Annotated in this window: 12 protein-coding genes; 3 read left to right on the forward strand and 9 right to left on the reverse strand. The window is 61.5% G+C overall.

Translation table 11 applies throughout. The features are described 5' to 3' along the window. On the forward strand, window positions 1–665 hold a 665-nt coding region (locus SGJ19_08680; protein ID MDZ4780313.1), incomplete at its 5' end, for a DUF1501 domain-containing protein. A 358-nt stretch (window positions 666–1,023) separates the two neighbouring features. On the opposite strand, the gene vsr is transcribed toward SGJ19_08680, so the two are convergent. The 5 genes from vsr to SGJ19_08705 form a co-directional block, all read right to left on the reverse strand. Further along, the gene (vsr, locus tag SGJ19_08685) at window positions 1,024–1,461 is read right to left on the reverse strand and encodes a DNA mismatch endonuclease Vsr (protein ID MDZ4780314.1); all 438 of its coding nucleotides are present in this window, start codon (window positions 1,459–1,461) and stop codon (window positions 1,024–1,026) included. Between the two features lie 298 nt (window positions 1,462–1,759). Beyond that, on the reverse strand, window positions 1,760–2,812 hold the full coding sequence (locus tag SGJ19_08690) for a DUF4928 family protein (GenBank protein ID MDZ4780315.1): 1,053 nt from the start codon (window positions 2,810–2,812) through the stop codon (window positions 1,760–1,762). Beyond that, the gene (gene dcm / locus SGJ19_08695) at window positions 2,742–4,202 is read right to left on the reverse strand and encodes a DNA (cytosine-5-)-methyltransferase (GenBank protein MDZ4780316.1); all 1,461 of its coding nucleotides are present in this window, start codon (window positions 4,200–4,202) and stop codon (window positions 2,742–2,744) included. Before dcm ends, SGJ19_08690 begins: the two co-directional genes overlap by 71 nt. Before the next feature lie 276 nt (window positions 4,203–4,478). Next, the gene (locus SGJ19_08700) at window positions 4,479–5,084 is read right to left on the reverse strand and encodes a DUF1349 domain-containing protein (protein ID MDZ4780317.1); all 606 of its coding nucleotides are present in this window, start codon (window positions 5,082–5,084) and stop codon (window positions 4,479–4,481) included. Further along, the gene (locus SGJ19_08705) at window positions 5,081–6,166 is read right to left on the reverse strand and encodes an NADH:flavin oxidoreductase/NADH oxidase (protein ID MDZ4780318.1); all 1,086 of its coding nucleotides are present in this window, start codon (window positions 6,164–6,166) and stop codon (window positions 5,081–5,083) included. Before SGJ19_08705 ends, SGJ19_08700 begins: the two co-directional genes overlap by 4 nt. Window positions 6,167–6,347: 181 nt before the next feature. Here SGJ19_08705 and SGJ19_08710 point away from each other — a divergent pair, with 181 nt between their 5' ends. Both SGJ19_08710 and SGJ19_08715 read left to right on the forward strand, forming a co-directional pair. Further along, a complete protein-coding gene (locus SGJ19_08710; GenBank protein MDZ4780319.1) occupies window positions 6,348–9,347 on the forward strand; it encodes a PSD1 and planctomycete cytochrome C domain-containing protein in 3,000 nt (999 codons plus the stop codon). Window positions 9,348–9,367: 20 nt separating this feature from the next. Beyond that, window positions 9,368–10,804, forward strand: a complete 1,437-nt coding sequence (locus tag SGJ19_08715) for a DUF1501 domain-containing protein (protein MDZ4780320.1) — start codon at window positions 9,368–9,370, stop codon at window positions 10,802–10,804. A gap of 22 nt (window positions 10,805–10,826) precedes the next feature. On the opposite strand, the gene SGJ19_08720 is transcribed toward SGJ19_08715, so the two are convergent. The 4 genes from SGJ19_08720 to ptsP all read right to left on the reverse strand — a co-directional run bounded on the left by SGJ19_08720 (window position 10,827) and on the right by ptsP (window position 16,241). Further along, entirely contained in the window at window positions 10,827–11,777 is a 951-nt protein-coding gene (locus SGJ19_08720; GenBank protein MDZ4780321.1) for a hypothetical protein, read from the reverse strand. A gap of 166 nt (window positions 11,778–11,943) precedes the next feature. Beyond that, a complete protein-coding gene (locus SGJ19_08725; protein ID MDZ4780322.1) occupies window positions 11,944–13,638 on the reverse strand; it encodes an Rne/Rng family ribonuclease in 1,695 nt (564 codons plus the stop codon). 85 nt (window positions 13,639–13,723) lie between these two features. Beyond that, window positions 13,724–14,350, reverse strand: a complete 627-nt coding sequence (locus SGJ19_08730) for a TIGR03936 family radical SAM-associated protein (GenBank protein ID MDZ4780323.1) — start codon at window positions 14,348–14,350, stop codon at window positions 13,724–13,726. 148 nt (window positions 14,351–14,498) lie between these two features. Continuing rightward, window positions 14,499–16,241 carry a phosphoenolpyruvate--protein phosphotransferase gene (ptsP, locus tag SGJ19_08735; GenBank protein ID MDZ4780324.1) on the reverse strand — a complete coding sequence of 581 codons (1,743 nt, stop codon included), beginning with the start codon at window positions 16,239–16,241 and terminating at the stop codon, window positions 14,499–14,501. Window positions 16,242–16,344: the final 103 nt, after the last annotated feature.

Consider the following 16,344-nt stretch of genomic DNA (forward strand, 5'->3'; position numbering starts at 1 on the left):
AAAATTATCCCGGCAATCAGGAACTCGCCGCGCGCATTTCCAATTTCGAAGTTGCCGCACGGATGCAAACCGCGGTCCCGGACGTCTTGAATCTCTCCGACGAAACCGCCTCGACGCGCCAACTCTACGGACTCGATAACCCCGTCACCGCCGAATACGGCACGCGCTGCCTGATCGCCCGCCGTCTCATCGAGCGCGGCGTCCGCTTCGTGCAGCTCTACCTCTCCGGCCAACCCTGGGACACGCACAGTAAGAACGCGGAGTCGCTCAAAGACCTCTGCGGAAAAACCGATCAACCCAGCGCCGCCCTCGTGAAAGACCTCAAGCAGCGCGGGCTGCTCGATCGCACGATCGTGATGTGGGGCGGCGAATTTGGCCGGCTACCCATCTCCCAGGGCACGGACGGCCGCGACCACAACCGCCACGCCAACTCCATCTGGCTAGCCGGCGGCGGCTTCCGCCAAGGCTACTGCCACGGCGCCACCGACGACTTCGGCTACAAAGCCGTCAATCAAATCCTCAACGTCCACGACCTCCACGCCACGCTGCTGCACGCGCTCGGCCTCGACCACCGGCAACTCACGTATCCCCACGAAGGCCGCCCCGGCAGCCTGACGGATGTGGCGATTACAAAAGCGAAAGTGGTCCGCGAACTCTTGGCCTGAACCCCCAACCCGTAGGTCAGGCACCCCAGTCGAAGCCAAGTCACGTCGCACCGCATCGACTTCAACCAACATCCCAAATTCCCGCCAGCCAATTGCCTGACAAATCGACGTCGTTTCCCGTCAGGCAATTTGCCGGCATCGGCTGAGGATGTTGCCGTAGTTGCATCAGCCGCTAGGCAATTTGCATACAACCAGGGTGCCTGAGCTACTGAACGGAATCGCTGCAAGCGCCAAGCCCCAAGGGGCGACCGACAAATCACGCCGCCCGCCCCAAGCCCAGGGAAGGCCCCTAATGACCTTGCCTGCAATGAAGTCCGTGGTGGCCTTCCCTGGGCTTAACGCGCAAGACGACGTCCTACTACGTCGCCTCCCCCTCCAAATCCTCCGCCAAAAACCTCTCCAATCGCGCCTTCAGCGCTCCCATCCGCCCCACTCGCGTCTGACACTCCCAAACCACCAACACGTTCCACCTCAACCGCCGCAGCGCCCGCCGACTCCGTCGATCCCGCGCCACATTCCGCGCAAACTTCGTCGCCCAGTAATCCGCTCGACTGGCCGGCATCGACCTCCCCGCCGCGCAACAATGCCGGTGCCAGAAACAGCCATGCACAAAAATAATCTTCCGCCGCGCAGGCAACACCAAATCAGGACAACCCGGCAACTGCGCCGCGTGAAGTCGATACCGACCGCCCAGGGAATGCACTAACCGACGCACGATCATCTCCGGCGTCGTATCGCGCGACTTGACCGCCGCCATGATCCGGGACCGCTCCGCCTTACTGAACACGTCGGCCATGTCGGCGATGCTCCGAATTTGGGAGCAAACAATGGAAAGAGTAGAATCCGCTCAGTCCTCAACCAACGGGAGCATTGAGATGACGGACCAGGATATAGCCGAGCTGAAAGCGGATTTTCTGGAATGGAGCGGCGGAACGCTTCCCGAATCGGAGTATCAGATTACGGTACATTGCGACTATGCGATGCCAACCATATTCGCTGAATTGGAAGTCCGAGACTGTCTGCGAACCTGGACGTAGATCAATAGTCTAACGTACCGCAAGCTAATCAAGGCGCTCGCGAAAGGGGAAACTCGTTCACGTTCTTTGCGTATCTTCGTCGGCCGTAGCAATTCGAATGCCGCCGCTGCCGGCCGATGGCAACCAAGTCTCGTTGTAGATCTCGATGAGCCGCGCGAGCTGCTCTAACACGCCCGCTGACGAAAAGCCGCCCAGTTCGGAGACGTTTTGACCTACGAAGGCTTCCACACAGAGTACCGCGACACGCCCGCGGCGATCTGCTGATACCTTTTTCTTGATGGTTGCTTGCCACCTTTCGCGGTCGCGTCTGCGTACCAATAGCCACACATCGAGACCGGTGTCTTGAAGAATTCCGTTGGTCTGATTTAAGTGTCGATCGTCCGGCGGACTTACGGTGACTTCGATGGCGGCATTACCTAAGCGAAAATCGGCTAGCGCTGTGCCGCTCGGCGTGTTTACGTTTTTTGGCTTGACGACTTCGCTCCCAAAACGAAGTTGCAGCTTTGCTCCAACGAGATACTCAGCGACGTCCTTAGCACGGTTCTTAGCTTGCGCCTGATCAAGAATGTCCTCGATCACCGCTAATGCGGTTCCGCAAGTGAACCGCGCCAATAGCGGTTTGCTTTCATTGATTGTCGTTAGTCGCGCGGACGCCACTGCTTGAGCGCTCGTCAGGAACTCTTCCCGCGACGTCAGTTGAAGTGACTCAAAGCCGCGCGCCTTTAGCCATGCAACCAGCGAGTTGATCCAGCCAGCCACAAACGACGACTTTCGGCCAAATTCGATGAGCGGCGACGTAAGTGAAAATCGTCGCAGTGCCGCTTGCACCATCTCGTTGTGATCGATCAGTTGAGTTCCGCTTGCGGCGAGGTGGTTTGCGGAGAGGTCTGTTTGTGTCCGCAGATGTTCGAGAAACCCCATCACGGTAAGCAATCTGGCCGGAACATCGCGCGACGTTTGCCGCATGTTTGCGTCAAGCCATACTTGAAAATCTTCTAGGTGTGGCGCAAACGCACCGTTTCCGTGCACAGTTGTCATATCAGTTGTAATTGCAAATTTCGAGCTGTTGTAGAATCCACTCCACCGCCGGCACGCAGACCGCGTCCCCAAACCCAAACAGCGCCTGATTCAGCGGCACGTCGATCACGTAGTCGTCAGGCACGCCCTGCAAGCGAGCGCACTCCCGCGCCGTGAGCAAACGGACTTGGTAGCGCCCGTGACCAGCCTTGAAGAGAATCTGCCGACCGCTGCCGCCTCGCGGCGTTCGCAAGCAGCCGGCGATGCCGTCCGTCCGCAGTTCCGCCATGCTCCGTCCGTGTCGCACGCGCCGAAACGCCGTCGCAAAGGAATAATTCCTTCCGGCAATCATGTGCGCCGCGACAGCTTCATGCCGTTCGCTCAATTGCGTCATCAAGTAGCTGGACCGTTCCTCGTTCCACCAATGGGGATCATCGTCCGGCAGGTCCTCCAAAATATCGGCAAGTCGCATGTTGCGCGTTGGCAGCGGCGGCATGTCTCGCAGATTCCAGCGAATCTCCGGGTGCGCGGCAATGAAATCGATCAAAGGCGCCGGCCGCGCGTCGCTGACTAACGCGAACGATTTGTGCTCGTCGTGGCCATTCAAGGTCGCTGTGACAAACAATCGCGCGCGGCTCTGAGGCGTCCATCGCGAAGCGTTCAGGATCACCGCGTCGACCGCATAGCCCAATTCGTTTAAAGCCAGCAGCGCCTGTTCGAAATCCTTCCCGCCATGGCTCATCAAGAAGCCGACCACGTTTTCCAACAGCACAGCGTGCGGACGCCGAGGCCCCAGGTCGCGCAAGATGCGGATGAGTCCCCAATATGCGGACGACTCCTTGCCGCTGAGCCCTTCCCAGCGTCCCGCGATCGAAAGGTCGTTGCAAGGGAACGACGCCGTGAACAGCTCGCAGGCAGGAATGCTCGCCGCGTCGAGCGAATGAATGTCGGCGACGGAGAGATGGTCGTCGTTGGGCCAATTGTGCCGGTACATTTCCGCCTTATTCGGATCGAGATCGTTCGCGAATACGACGTCCCAGCCCTGACGTTCCAGCGCCAACCGCACCAACCCGATCCCGGCGAAAAACTCCGCTGCTTTCGGCCGACGCCCGTTCTGGCCTTTCCCGCGCCGCACCGATAACCGATAGCGCCGCCCATGCATCCGCGTCAACGTGACTACTTCGCCAGCCGACACCTGGTGATGCTCGAAGAACTTTCGCACCCATGTCCGGCCCCGGAAAAAACCTCGCGGCGCGCCGGTCGTCGCGTTCGTGCCTACGTCGGTCGTGACGGTTTCACCCAGCCCGTCCAACTCGATCTCGATCGGCGACGGACCCGAGCCCATATGCTTGCCGCGCGCCGGACCGATACAATCCGGGGGCAAAAAATCGTAGATTCCCCGCACATACAGATGGCTTTGCCGCAGATTCCCCGGCGTCACCGTCAAGTAACGCACCGCCGAGTCTTCCGTCCCTCGACTCATGCAACTTCTCCCGCAATCAATCCGCCCCCCGTCGCGCAATACGGGGCAGGGGTACACCGTCTGCATAATAGCGCGACGCCGCTACCCACGCAACTCCCTCCACCCACCTGCTCCGTGTCCTCCGCCCCTTCGTGGCGAACCCTCCCCCTTCCGCGTGTTCAGCGTGTTTTGCGGGCACCATCTCCCCTCTTCCCCTCGGGCATTCCCACCACACCATCGCACGCCGTCGAACATCGGTTTCGTCGGCGCCAACTGTACCATCACGCGCCGGGCCGCCTACTCCCCACTCCGAACTTCCCCTAACCGGCGCGGTTGCCATTGGATTTCTGAGAACTCCGCCGTGCATTGTTGGCCCGTTGGCGACTGCGCCGAAAAGCCAATCCGTGGGCTGCGCAACGGGCCCAACGAAAAATAACGCACCAATCGCCAGACGCGACCATCCGTCGAGTAGTGAAACGCGATCGTCGTCGACATCACCGCGACGCGCAGGTAAACCTCATCGCCTGAAATCACGGCGGAGTTGCAGTCATCCGAGTTCCCGCGCGTGACCACCGAAACAATCATCGGCTCCCCGGCGGGCGAGTACTCGAAGCACAGCTTGGCCCATAAGTCGTCGCGCTCGCGAAGTTGGATCACGCCAGCATCGAACGTGGACGCAAACGCAACCTTCACGCGGGCGCTCAACATGAACTCCGGAACCGGCGGCGTGAACAGCGCACAAGGCGCATTGTCCTGCGGCGTCCCCGTCGCCGGATCAACGAACCAATCCGTGCGCTCCCCGGCGACGATCTTCAACGAATCGCCCGGCCCAACGCTCCAATCGAACGGAGAATTCTGCCAGTCGAACGCGACGGGAAGCGTCGATAAGTTGAAAGCGTTCATCGCTGGCGCACGGCCCGCCCATATTGCACCGGCAGCATCTGCCAGGCGTCCGTCACGCCGAGTTTGACCGCGGCGTGATAAGGCCAATACGGATCGCGCAGCATCTCGCGCGCCAGCAACACCATATCCGCATGCTCGTCGCGGATGGCGCCGTCGGCTTGTTGCGGATCAGTGATCATCCACCCGGCCGCCGTGGCGATGTCGGCTTCGCGGCGAATGCGACCAGCGAGGGGAATCATGAAGCCCGGCGCCCAAGGGATGTGGGAAATGTCGGGCGCAACGAAGCCTTGACTGACATCGAGCAGATCCAATCCCGCGGCCTTAAAGCGGCGCGCGGTTTCGATCGATTCCTCGATCGTCACGCCGCCGTCGAGCCAATCGGTCACGGACAACCTTGCCGTCAACGGCAGCCGCTCCGGCCAGACTGCGCGGACGGCGTTCAAGGTTTCTAGCATGAAGCGAATGCGATTGTCAAAGCTCCCGCCGTATTGATCGGTGCGCTGATTGGCCAACGGCGAATAGAACTCGTGCGCGAGATAGCCATGCGCAAAATGGAGTTCGAGCCACTCATAGCCCGCGGCCAAGGCGCGCTTCGCGGCCGCGACGAAGTCTTGCTTCACCCGATTGATGTCCTCGAGCGACATCTCACGCGGCACCTTTGGCAAATTGCCGCCGAAGGCAATGGCGGACGGGGCAATCGTGTCCCAGCCGCCGTCGTCGTACTCGATGTGATTGTCTCCGTCCCAGGGACGCCGCGCGCTTGCTTTGCGGCCGGCATGCGCAATCTGGATCCCGGGAACAGCTCCGTGTTCTTTCAAAAAACGGCCGATCTTCGCAAACGGTTCCACGTGGGCATCCAAATAGATGCCGCTATCAGCAGGGCTGATACGCCCCTCCGGGGACACCGCCGTGGCCTCGACGATCACCAGGCCGGCGCCGCCGACGGCGCGAGAACCGAGGTGCACGAAATGCCAATCGTTCGGAAAGCCGTCCTCCGACGAGTACTGACACATCGGCGAGACCGCGATGCGGTTCCGCAACTCCACGTCCTTCACGCGAAACGGGTCGAACAATCCGCTCATTGCAATGGCTTCCTCTTATCGTGCTGTGGAATCAGCGAGCCGCCCGGCCACAAAGCCAACATCGCCAGCCAATGATAGAGGAGACACGTTTGCCGGCAAGTAGTCGCGATGATTGCGGCTCCTCGCGGGTCCGGAGTACAATGGACCACGCTTTCGCCGCCGATCCGCCGAGAATGTGAACATGATGTTGCGGAGTATCCTGCTGCTGGCCATGATCGCCGCGCCACGTTCGGCCGCGGCCGACGAGATTCGGTTCAATCGGGATGTTCGACCCATCCTTTCCGAACATTGTTGGCAGTGCCACGGGCCAGACGAGGCGAACCGACAGGGCGAACTCCGGCTCGACGACCGCGACCAGGCGATACTTGATCATGGCAACGGCGCAACCATCGTGCCTGGCGAGGCGGCGAACAGCTTGCTGATGCAGCGGGTGACCAGCGACGACGACGGCGAGCGGATGCCGCCGGTAGATCATGGACCGCCGCTGGCCTCGAAAGAGATTGAAACGCTGCGGCGCTGGATTGACGAAGGAGCGCATTTTGAAGGGCATTGGGCGTTCCTGCCGATCACCAATCCGGCGCCGCCCGCGATCGAATCCGGCGAATCGGCCCACAATCCGATCGATCACTTTGTCTTGAAGCGGCTGCACGAAAGTGGACTACGTGCCTCGCCCGAGGCGGACAAACGCACGCTCTTGCGGCGCGTTTATCTTGATCTCATCGGCTTGCCGCCGACGCCGGAAGAAGCCGACGCGTTCGAGCGCGACACGCGACCCGAGGCGTACGAGGAAGTCGTCGAACGGCTGCTTCAAAGTCCGCACTATGGCGAGCGCTGGGGCCGGCATTGGTTGGACCAGGCGCGCTACGCAGACTCGAACGGTTACACGATCGACGCGGTTCGCGTGATGTGGCCGTATCGCGATTGGGTGATCCGCGCCCTTAATGCGGATATGCCCTTTGATCAGTTCACGATTGAGCAGTTGGCCGGCGATCTTCTGCCCGACGCGACGCGCGAGCAACGAATCGCCACGGGTTTCCATCGCAATACGCTCATCAATCAAGAAGGGGGAGTGGACGACGAGCAGTTTCGCATTGAAACGGTGATGGACCGCGTAGCCACGACCGGCGCCGTCTGGCTGGGCTTAACCATCGGCTGTGCACAATGCCACACGCACAAGTACGATCCGATCAGTCATCGCGAGTACTACCAATTCTTCGCGTTCTTCAATAACTGCGAGGACATGAACAACGTCGGCCCGACCGTCGACGTGCATGAAGGCGAATTGTTCCTGCCGGAGGAATCAACTCCGTTGCACGATGCATTGAACAACGGACTCGCGCACGTGGAACACCTGATCGCCCAGCGGCCAGCGCGTCGCGCCGCGTGGGAGCAAGAACTAGCAGCCAAGCTGCAAGCAACTGCTTCAACTCCGCCGCCGCAATGGAACACGGTGCCAATTCGTTCGGCCACCGCCGAAGCCGCCACCTTCACCGTATTGGAAGATCAATCGGTGTTGGCGACGCCGGGAATTCCCCGCGAGACGTATCTTATCGACGCCGCGCAATTGGTGCCAGGCACGAAGGTCGGCTCCCTGCGACTGCGATTCATTCCGCACGAATCGCTCCCAAAACAAGGGCCAGGACTGGCGACGAATGGCAACTTGGTGCTCAGCGCCGTTGAAGTGTATCTCGGCGAGGAGCGGTTGGCGCTCGTCGCCGCCAGCGCCGATCACGCACAGAAGGATTATCCCGTCGATTCCCTGATCGATGACGATTCCGGCACCGGCTGGTCGATCAACGTCGAGCCGGGATCGATTGCACAAATGAATGCCGAGCACGTCGTTATCTTGACGTTGGGCAGCCAGGTGGATGTCGGCGATCGCCCGCTGCGGTTTGTGCTCAAGCACGAATTGAACAACGACTTCAACGTTGGTCGCGTGCAATTCTCCGTCGCCGAGGAAGTCGTTGATCCGCTGACGGATCCGGTGTTCGTCGCGGCATTGATGGTCGAGGACGCCCAGCGCAGTGGCGAGCAGCGCAAGCTCATCGAAGGAAAGTTCGACGCCGGCGATCAGGACCTCAAAGCGGCACGCGCGCAATTGGAATCGGTCCGCGTGCAATTGGATCTCGGGCCGACGGTCAAGACGATGGTCCTGCGGGAAGCGTCGCCGCCCAGGAACACGTTTCTGCTGAAGCGCGGCGATTTTCTGCAGCCAGACAAGGACGCGGGACCGCTCACCGCCGGGGTCCCGCAAACTTTCCCGCCGCCAACGCCACGCGCGGACGGTGGCGCCTTCGATCGCTTCGATCTGGCGCACTGGCTCGTGGCGAAAGACAATCCGTTGACGGCCCGAGTCACCGTCAACCGCGTTTGGATGCATTACTTTGGGCGCGGCCTGGTGGAGACTGAGAACGATCTCGGTACGCGTGGCTCCGCGCCGACGCATCCCGAATTGCTGGATTGGTTGGCCTGGAACTTCATGAAACAAGGCTGGTCGCTGAAATCTTTGCACCGCACGATCGTGACTTCGGCGACCTATCGGCAGTCGTCACACGCCCGCGAGGATGCCGTCGCCGTCGATCCGCTCAACTTGCTGTTGGCGAGGCAGAACCGGCTGCGGTTGGAAGGCGAGATCGTCCGCGACGTTGCGCTCAGCGCTTCGGGAAAACTCTCCGCCAAGGTTGGCGGCCCGGGCAGTCATCCGCCGCAGCCGGACGGGGTCTACGCGTTTACACAGAATAAAAAGGTCTGGCGGACGGAAACCGGCGAGGGGCGTTATCGACGCGGCATGTACACCATGTTCTATCGCAGCGCGCCGTATCCCATGCTGAGCACCTTTGACGCGCCGGATTTTCAATCGGTCTGCACGCGGCGGCAGCGCTCCAACACGCCGTTGCAAGCACTGACCATGGCCAACGACGTCGCGATGTACGAACTGGCGCAGGAACTCGCGGCCCGGGCATTGGAGCAGTTTCCGGACAGCGAGCCGGACGCGTTGGAGAATCGCGTGAAGTTGATCTTCGAGCGAGCACTGAGCCGACCTCCACAGCCCAGCGAATTGAAAATGGTGATCGATTCCTTAGCACGGAGTAACGCGGCGGAGGCTAGCGACGAGCAGTCGCGTTGGACGGCCGTCGCGCGCGCCGTCATGAACACCGACGAATTCATCACCCGCGAATAGACGCGCACAGGAGCGATGGCGTGAATCCGGCAGCATTGCGAGCAACAACGCGGCGACACTTTTTCGGCGATTGCCGCGTGGGACTCGGCGCACTGGCCCTAGGGCAACTATTGGGCGACGCTCAAACTGCCGGTGCGGCGACGGGAGCACAAATCTCCGGCGCGAATGCCCCTCATTGTCCAGCCCGCGCCAAGCGCGTGATCTACTTGTTCATGGCGGGCGCGCCGAGCCAGTTCGAACTCTTCGACTACAAGCCGGAGCTACAAAAGCACGACGGCGAACCAGCGCCCGACGCGTTCTTTCCCAAGGAGAAGAGCTTCGCATTTATCGGCAAAGGGGCCAAGCTGCTGGGCACGCAACGGAAATTCGCAAAGCACGGCGCATGCGGCGTCGAGTTGAGCGAATTGTTGCCGCACATGGCGACGATCGCGGACGATGCTTGCTGGATCAAGAGCATGAAGACCGATGTCTTCAATCATGGACCGGCGAAGTTGTTCATGAACACGGGCTTTCAAGCCCCGGGGCGGCCGAGTTTTGGTTCCTGGGTCATCTATGGCATTGGCAGCGAGGCGGAAGACTTGCCAGGGTTCGTTGTGTTGCAGTCCGGGCCGCGCGGACCACGGGCCGGTAACTCGCTCTGGTCCAGCGGCTTCCTGCCGACCAATCTGCAAGGCGTACCGTTTCGCGGGACTGGCGACGCCATCCTTAACTTGCGCAGTCCGGAAGGCTGGAGTCCGGCGCGCCAGCGCGAATTCGTTGACCTGACGAATCAACTCAACCGCGAACGGCTGCAATTGACGGGCGATCCGGAGATTGCCACGCGAATCAACGCCTATGAGATGGCGTTCCGGATGCAGACCAGCGCGCCTGAGTTAATGGAATTGGCGGATGAACCGGCGCACGTGCTCGCGGCATACGGCGCGGAACCGGGGCAGGCTTCTTTCGCCAACAACTGCCTGCTCGCCCGACGGCTGATCGAACGCGGCGTCCGCTTCGTGCAGCTTTACCACACCGACTGGGACGATCACGGCGGCCCCAACGAAAACCTGGGCGAGCCGCTGGCGCGGCGCTGCCGTCAGATCGATCAGCCCTGCGCCGCGCTGGTGAAGGATTTGAAGGTGCGCGGATTGCTGGAAGACACGATCGTGATTTGGGGCGGCGAATTCGGGCGCACGCCGATGGGCGAAGTCCGCGAAGGCATTCCCGGCCGCGACCATCACGTCGAAGCCTTCACGATCTGGGTCGCCGGCGGCGGCTTCAAACCGGGACATATTCAGGGGGTCACCGACGACTTCGGCTACTTTGCGGTCGACGGCCAAGTTCACGTACATGACCTGCACGCTACGCTGCTGCACCAACTCGGCTTCGACCACAAGCAACTGACGTATCGCTTCCAGGGACGCGATCACCGCCTGACCGACGTCCATGGCGCAGTGCGGCACGAGCTATTGTCGTAGTCGGTCCGCGTGAAGCAAGGGATTATCGCTCCCGCCAAAACGCCTCCACCTCAATCCCCAGTTTCTCCCGCGCCGCCAAGACCTGCTCGTGAAAGCGCGCCGCGTCGCCGGGATAGCCGGCCGTGGGTCGCAAGTCTTTCACGTGGCCGGACCAGAAAGCGTTGAAGGCGTGCATCGCCAGTTCTCGCAAGTATTTGGCCGCCATCGAGGCCAACGCCGTCGGCGGCTGGCATTCTCCTCGGGCGCGGAATTCGATTCGCACGTTGCGATTCGCTAGCCGGCAATCGTAAGCACTGAGCGCGGCCCCTTCGCAACGCGGCGTGATCCAACCGTCGGCGAAACAATGTTGCAACACGCCGGTATAGTGATTGCGCCCGCCATGCTTGTCGCAGCAGATCAGCACGTCGTCGTCCGAAGTCTGCGCCAACGCTTGCGCGGCGAGTTGCAATGTCGCTTGCGAAAGCACGTGGGCCTTGTTGCCCAACCGGCGCACCTCGGCGTTGAATTCTCGCGGAAACAACGCGCGACAGTTCACGCTGACGAGCCGCCAACCATGCGTTTCGAGGATCGCAGACAACTCCTGACGTCGCGCGTCAATATCGTCGGGTTGACACGCGACCGGCCAGCGTGCGTGCGGCGCGGCGTACATGGTTTCCGCGTCGAGGGCAATCAATGCCGCGGGAGCGAGCTGCGTCCAGACGTCGCGCGCGTCGAATGGTGACACGCCGCAAGCTGCCAGCGCAGCGAGCAAGCAGCTTTCCAATCGCGCTAGGCCGACGCCCGGCGAATAGAGCTGCTTCGAATCGGCGATGGCCACGGTGCGATCAGCGGCCGGACCGACCGCTCGCGCCAAGGTCGCGAGCGCCTCATCAAGCGGCAGCGAACCGCCGTAATGCCAGACGGTCGCGCCGATCACCAGCGGCCCGAGGTTTGGACCGTACCCGGCTTCGTCCGTGCCGATGACCCAGGGCATCGCGTCCGTCCATGCTGGCTGGAGTGAATCACGCTCTTGGCGCGCCGCGCCGACGCGCGTTAAGCCCAGGGAAGGCTACCCGAGACGATCCATACAATTGGGTTCTCGATGGCCTTCCCTGGGCTTGGGCCGCGCGCCGTCTAACTCGACTCAAAGCGCACCTTCGTCAATCGAACGGAAATCGCACTTCGCGGCCGTTCGCGTCCATGCATTCGATCGACAGGGTTTCCGGCAGCGCGCCTTCTTTGTGATAAACCTGGACGACCATGTTGCCGTCGTCTTCGATCCGGGCGAGGTCGCGGCGTTTCTTGTTGTTGAGATACATCGCCACATCCGACGCGACGCCGACCGACACCTTGGCGACTTCCTCGCGATGCGCGATCAACATCAACAAACGCATCACCTCGATGGCCATGCTCTCCGCGGTCTTCACCACGCCGGTGCCGACGCAGCCGGGGCAATCGGTGTACACGCTGCGCTTCAAACTCGGGCGAATGCGCTGCCGCGTCATTTCGACCAGGCCGAACGGGCTGGTGCGCAGAATCTTCGTGCGGGCGCGATCACGTTTCACCGCTTCGCGCAAGGCGCGTTCGACGCCGCGGCGGTGTTTTTCTTTCCGCATGTCGATGAAGTCGTTGACGATCACGCCGCCCAGATCGCGCAAGCGCAGCTGCCGCGCGATTTCCCGGGCGGCTTGCAAGTTCATCTGGTAGGCGGTTTCCTCGGCCGAATCGTCGGCGCGGAAGTTGCCGCTGTTGACGTCGATCGCGACCAGAGCCTCGGTTTGATCGACGACGATCGAGCCGCCCTGGCGCAGAGGCACCTTGCGCTGATGGATGCGGCTGATTTCTTCATCGAGCCGATACTTGTGGAACAGCGGCTCCTTGCCGTCGTAAAGTTGCAGCCGGCTGACGTAGCGCGGCATGACGATTTGCAGGAATTCCTTCGCCCGTTCGTAGGCCGAGGCTTCGTCGATGTAGATCGCATCCACGTCTCCCGTGAAGATATCCCGGATCGTGCGGATGATCATGTCGCTCTCTTCATAGATGTCGATCGGCGCGGGAAACTTGCGAATCCGGCGCACGATGACCTTCCAGAGGCGCAACAGGTATGCCAGATCGCGCGAGAGTTCTTTCTTGGTGCGGTCGATGCCGGCAGTGCGGACGATGAATCCCAGCCCCTTCGGCGGATTCAATTCGAGCATCACGTCGCGCAGTTTGCGGCGGACTTCGTCGTCTTCGATCTTGCGCGAAACGCCGACTCGGCCCAGCGCCGGCATCAGCACCAGGTAACGCCCCGGGATGCTGATATACGTGGACAGCGTCGGCCCCTTGGTGCCAATGCCTTCCTTGATAACCTGCACCAGCACTTCGTCGCCGCGGCGGAAGATTTCTTGAATCGGCGGCTTGATACGGGGCCGCGCGCCGGGGCGCGGTCCGCGTCCCCGGCGGCGCTGGGGTCCGTCTTCGGAGATATCGTCGTCCACGTCCGCATCGACATCTGCATCGTGGCCGTTCTCATCGCCGTTCGGTTCGTGCCGTTCGGCGGCAGCAGGTCGGCGATCGCGGTCTCGGCCCCAACTCGGCGGCTCGATCGGACGCGAAGGATCGTAGCCGCCTTGACGGAAGTATTGCGGTTCGACGTCGCTGATATGGAGAAAGCCGTTGCGGCCGACGCCGAAATCGACGAACGCCGCCTGGATACTCGGCTCCAGATTGACGATTTTTCCTTTGTAAATATTGCCGACGTAGTTGTCCTGACTCGTTCGCTCGACGTAGAGCTCTTCGAGAATTCCATCTTCCACGATCGCGATCCGGCATTCCTCCGGCTGCGATACGTTGATCAGCATTTCTTGCTTCATGGGCTCACTTTCTGTGTCAGTCGTCGCCGAACGACGCGCTGTCCGCTCAGTGGCGGCGCGGCTGGTGCGGGCACGATCGCGAGTTTCAGTCATAGAGTTCCACTTTCGTGCGCGCGAGCGGACCGGAAGCCCGCTCCAGGTCGTTGAATTCGAGCGCGGCCAGCAACTCGCGTGGTCGCGCGGACACCGCGCGCGTCACCCGCAAGCGGATGCGCAACGCGTCGTCGGCTAATTCCAGGTTCAAAAGATCCGCGCGCAAATCCACTTGCCGGCCCCGCGCTTCGTCGCGCGTGACCAGGCATTCGGACTGCGCCAAAAGTCGTTCCACGGCGGCCTGTAGCTGGGGCCGCGAGGCGGCCGGCACGGGCACGGTGTATTCCACGGCTTGCGCCACGGCGGACGGCGCGCTCGCCGGCAAAGGCTCGGCGCGCGTCACGGTCCACCCCGGCGGGGCGTGTTGTCGCAACCGATCGAGCAGCATGTTGGGATCGATCGGCGCGGCTAGTTCCACTTCGCAGACTTCGTCCAATCCGACAATTCCCAAGGCCAGGGCCGACGGAAAACTCAATCGCGGCTTGGGACTGAATCGACCACTCATCGCCAATGGCAGCTCGGCCCGGCGAAACGTCCGTTCGATCGCCCGCACCAGATCGTGATGGCCGATCCAACACAAATCGCCTTCCTTGCGAAATCGAAGTTGATAGCGGGGCATGCGCGGGGATGAACGGTAGAAATGAAGGTTGAATCGATTTCGTAGGTCAGGCTTTCCAGCCTGACAGGTTACGTCGTAGGTATCAGTTGTTGTTGCGTCGATTGTCGATGTGTTAATTGTCAGGCTGGAAAGCCTGGCCTACGGTTTCTCAATGCACCAAATCCGCTGCTACTTTGCGCAATTCTTCCCGCAGGAACTGCTTGATATCGCGGGCGTTGTCCATCGTCAGAACACGGGCCGCGACGGCTTCGCATTGCGGAATCGTCACGGCGCGGCAAGCTTGTTTGATCTCCGGTACGGCGCTCGGCGAAACGCTCAGTTGGCGCAGCCCGAGTCCCAAGAGCAGCATCAAATAAATCGGGTTGCTGCTCATCTGCCCGCACAGGCTGACCGGTTTGTGGCAACGTCGCGCGCCGTCGCAGGTCTGCGCGATCAGTCGCAGCACCGCGGGGTCGCACGAGTTGTACAGATTGACCACGTCTTTGTTGGTTCGGTCGACGGCCAGCGTGTATTGAATCAAGTCGTTCGTGCCGATGCTGAGGAAATCGACGGCCGGCGCCAACAGGTCGATCATCACCGCGGCGGAGGGCACTTCGACCATGATGCCGACTGGGACGTCGCGCCTACAGGGAATGCCGTGCTCTTCGAGGTCCTCGCAAACGTCGGCCAGAATCATTTTGGCCTTACGCAGTTCCATCACCGTCGAGATCAACGGGAACATAATCCGCACGTCGCCGAGCACGCTGGCTCGGAGAATCGCGCGGAGCTGCGTGCGAAAGGTCGGTAGATGGCGCAACGATAAGCGAATGCTGCGCAACCCGAGGAACGGATTGCGTTCCGGTTCCAAGGCTTGCAGATGCGTCAACTTATCGGCGCCCAAATCGAGCGTGCGAATCACGACCGGTCGACCTTGCATGGCCTGCACGACTTCCGCGTAGGCGCGGTAGTGAACTTCCTCGTCCGGCTCGACTGTGGTGCCGAGGTATAAAAACTCCGTGCGGTAGAGCCCGATCCCTTCGCTGCCGCGCTCCAGGCAATGCGCGACCTCTTGGGGAAACTCGATGTTCGCCAGCAGCGTGATCCGCTCGCCATCGCCAGTCTGGGCGGGGAGATCGCGCAGCGACTCTAATTCGACCGCGTGGGATTCCTGATGTTCGACGCGCCGGCGATATTCCGCCAACGTCGCTTCGTCAGGACGAACGATGACGTTGCCATGATCGCCGTCGATAATGACTAGATCGCCAGAGGCGGCCTCATTCAGCAAATTGCCGACGCCCAACACCGCGGGGATCTCCATGCCCTGCGCGACGATCGCGGTGTGGCTCCCGGGGCCGCCAGCGTCGGTGGCGAAGCCCAGCACCAACCGCTTATTCATGCAGGCGGTTTCGCTGGGCGTAAGGTCATGCGCAAGCACGATCGCCGGCGAGGTCAATTTGGAGAAATCTTGCCGGGGCTGTCCGGAGAGTTGCCGGATCAACCGTTTTTCGATGTCGTTGATATCGGTGGCGCGTTCGGCGACAAAGCTGCCTTCCAGGGACTGAAAGACCTTCGCATAGCGCCGCAAGGTGCGGTTGACGGCGTATTCGGCCGAAAAGTGCCGCTCGCGGAGCAGTTGCTCCAGTTCGCCGCGCAGAATGGGGTCGCGGAGCATCTGCAGGTGGGCGTCGAAGATCGCGCCATAACGTGCGCCCAACTCCTTGGCGACGGCATCGCGATCGCGCGAGATTTCGGCGGCCAGACCTTGAATGGCGCCGTCGAGTCGCAGCAACTCCGCGTCCGCCGCGCTGGGCGGCAGAAACCGTCGAGGGATGTGTCCCCCTTCGCGGTCGATGACCAGGGCCTCGCCGATGGCGATGCCTGGCGAGACGGCGATACCTTCAAGTTTCTGCATGCGGTGTGTCGTCGCCGGATCAGGGCGGGATCGCTGGTAAATTCGCTGGAAAGAACCGAGCCTCGCTCAAGGGCGGACTAGCCGCCGGAGGCGCGGTTCGTTC

It is taken from the genome of Planctomycetia bacterium (assembly GCA_034440135.1).
In the GTDB taxonomy this organism is placed as follows: domain Bacteria; phylum Planctomycetota; class Planctomycetia; order Pirellulales; family JALHLM01; genus JALHLM01.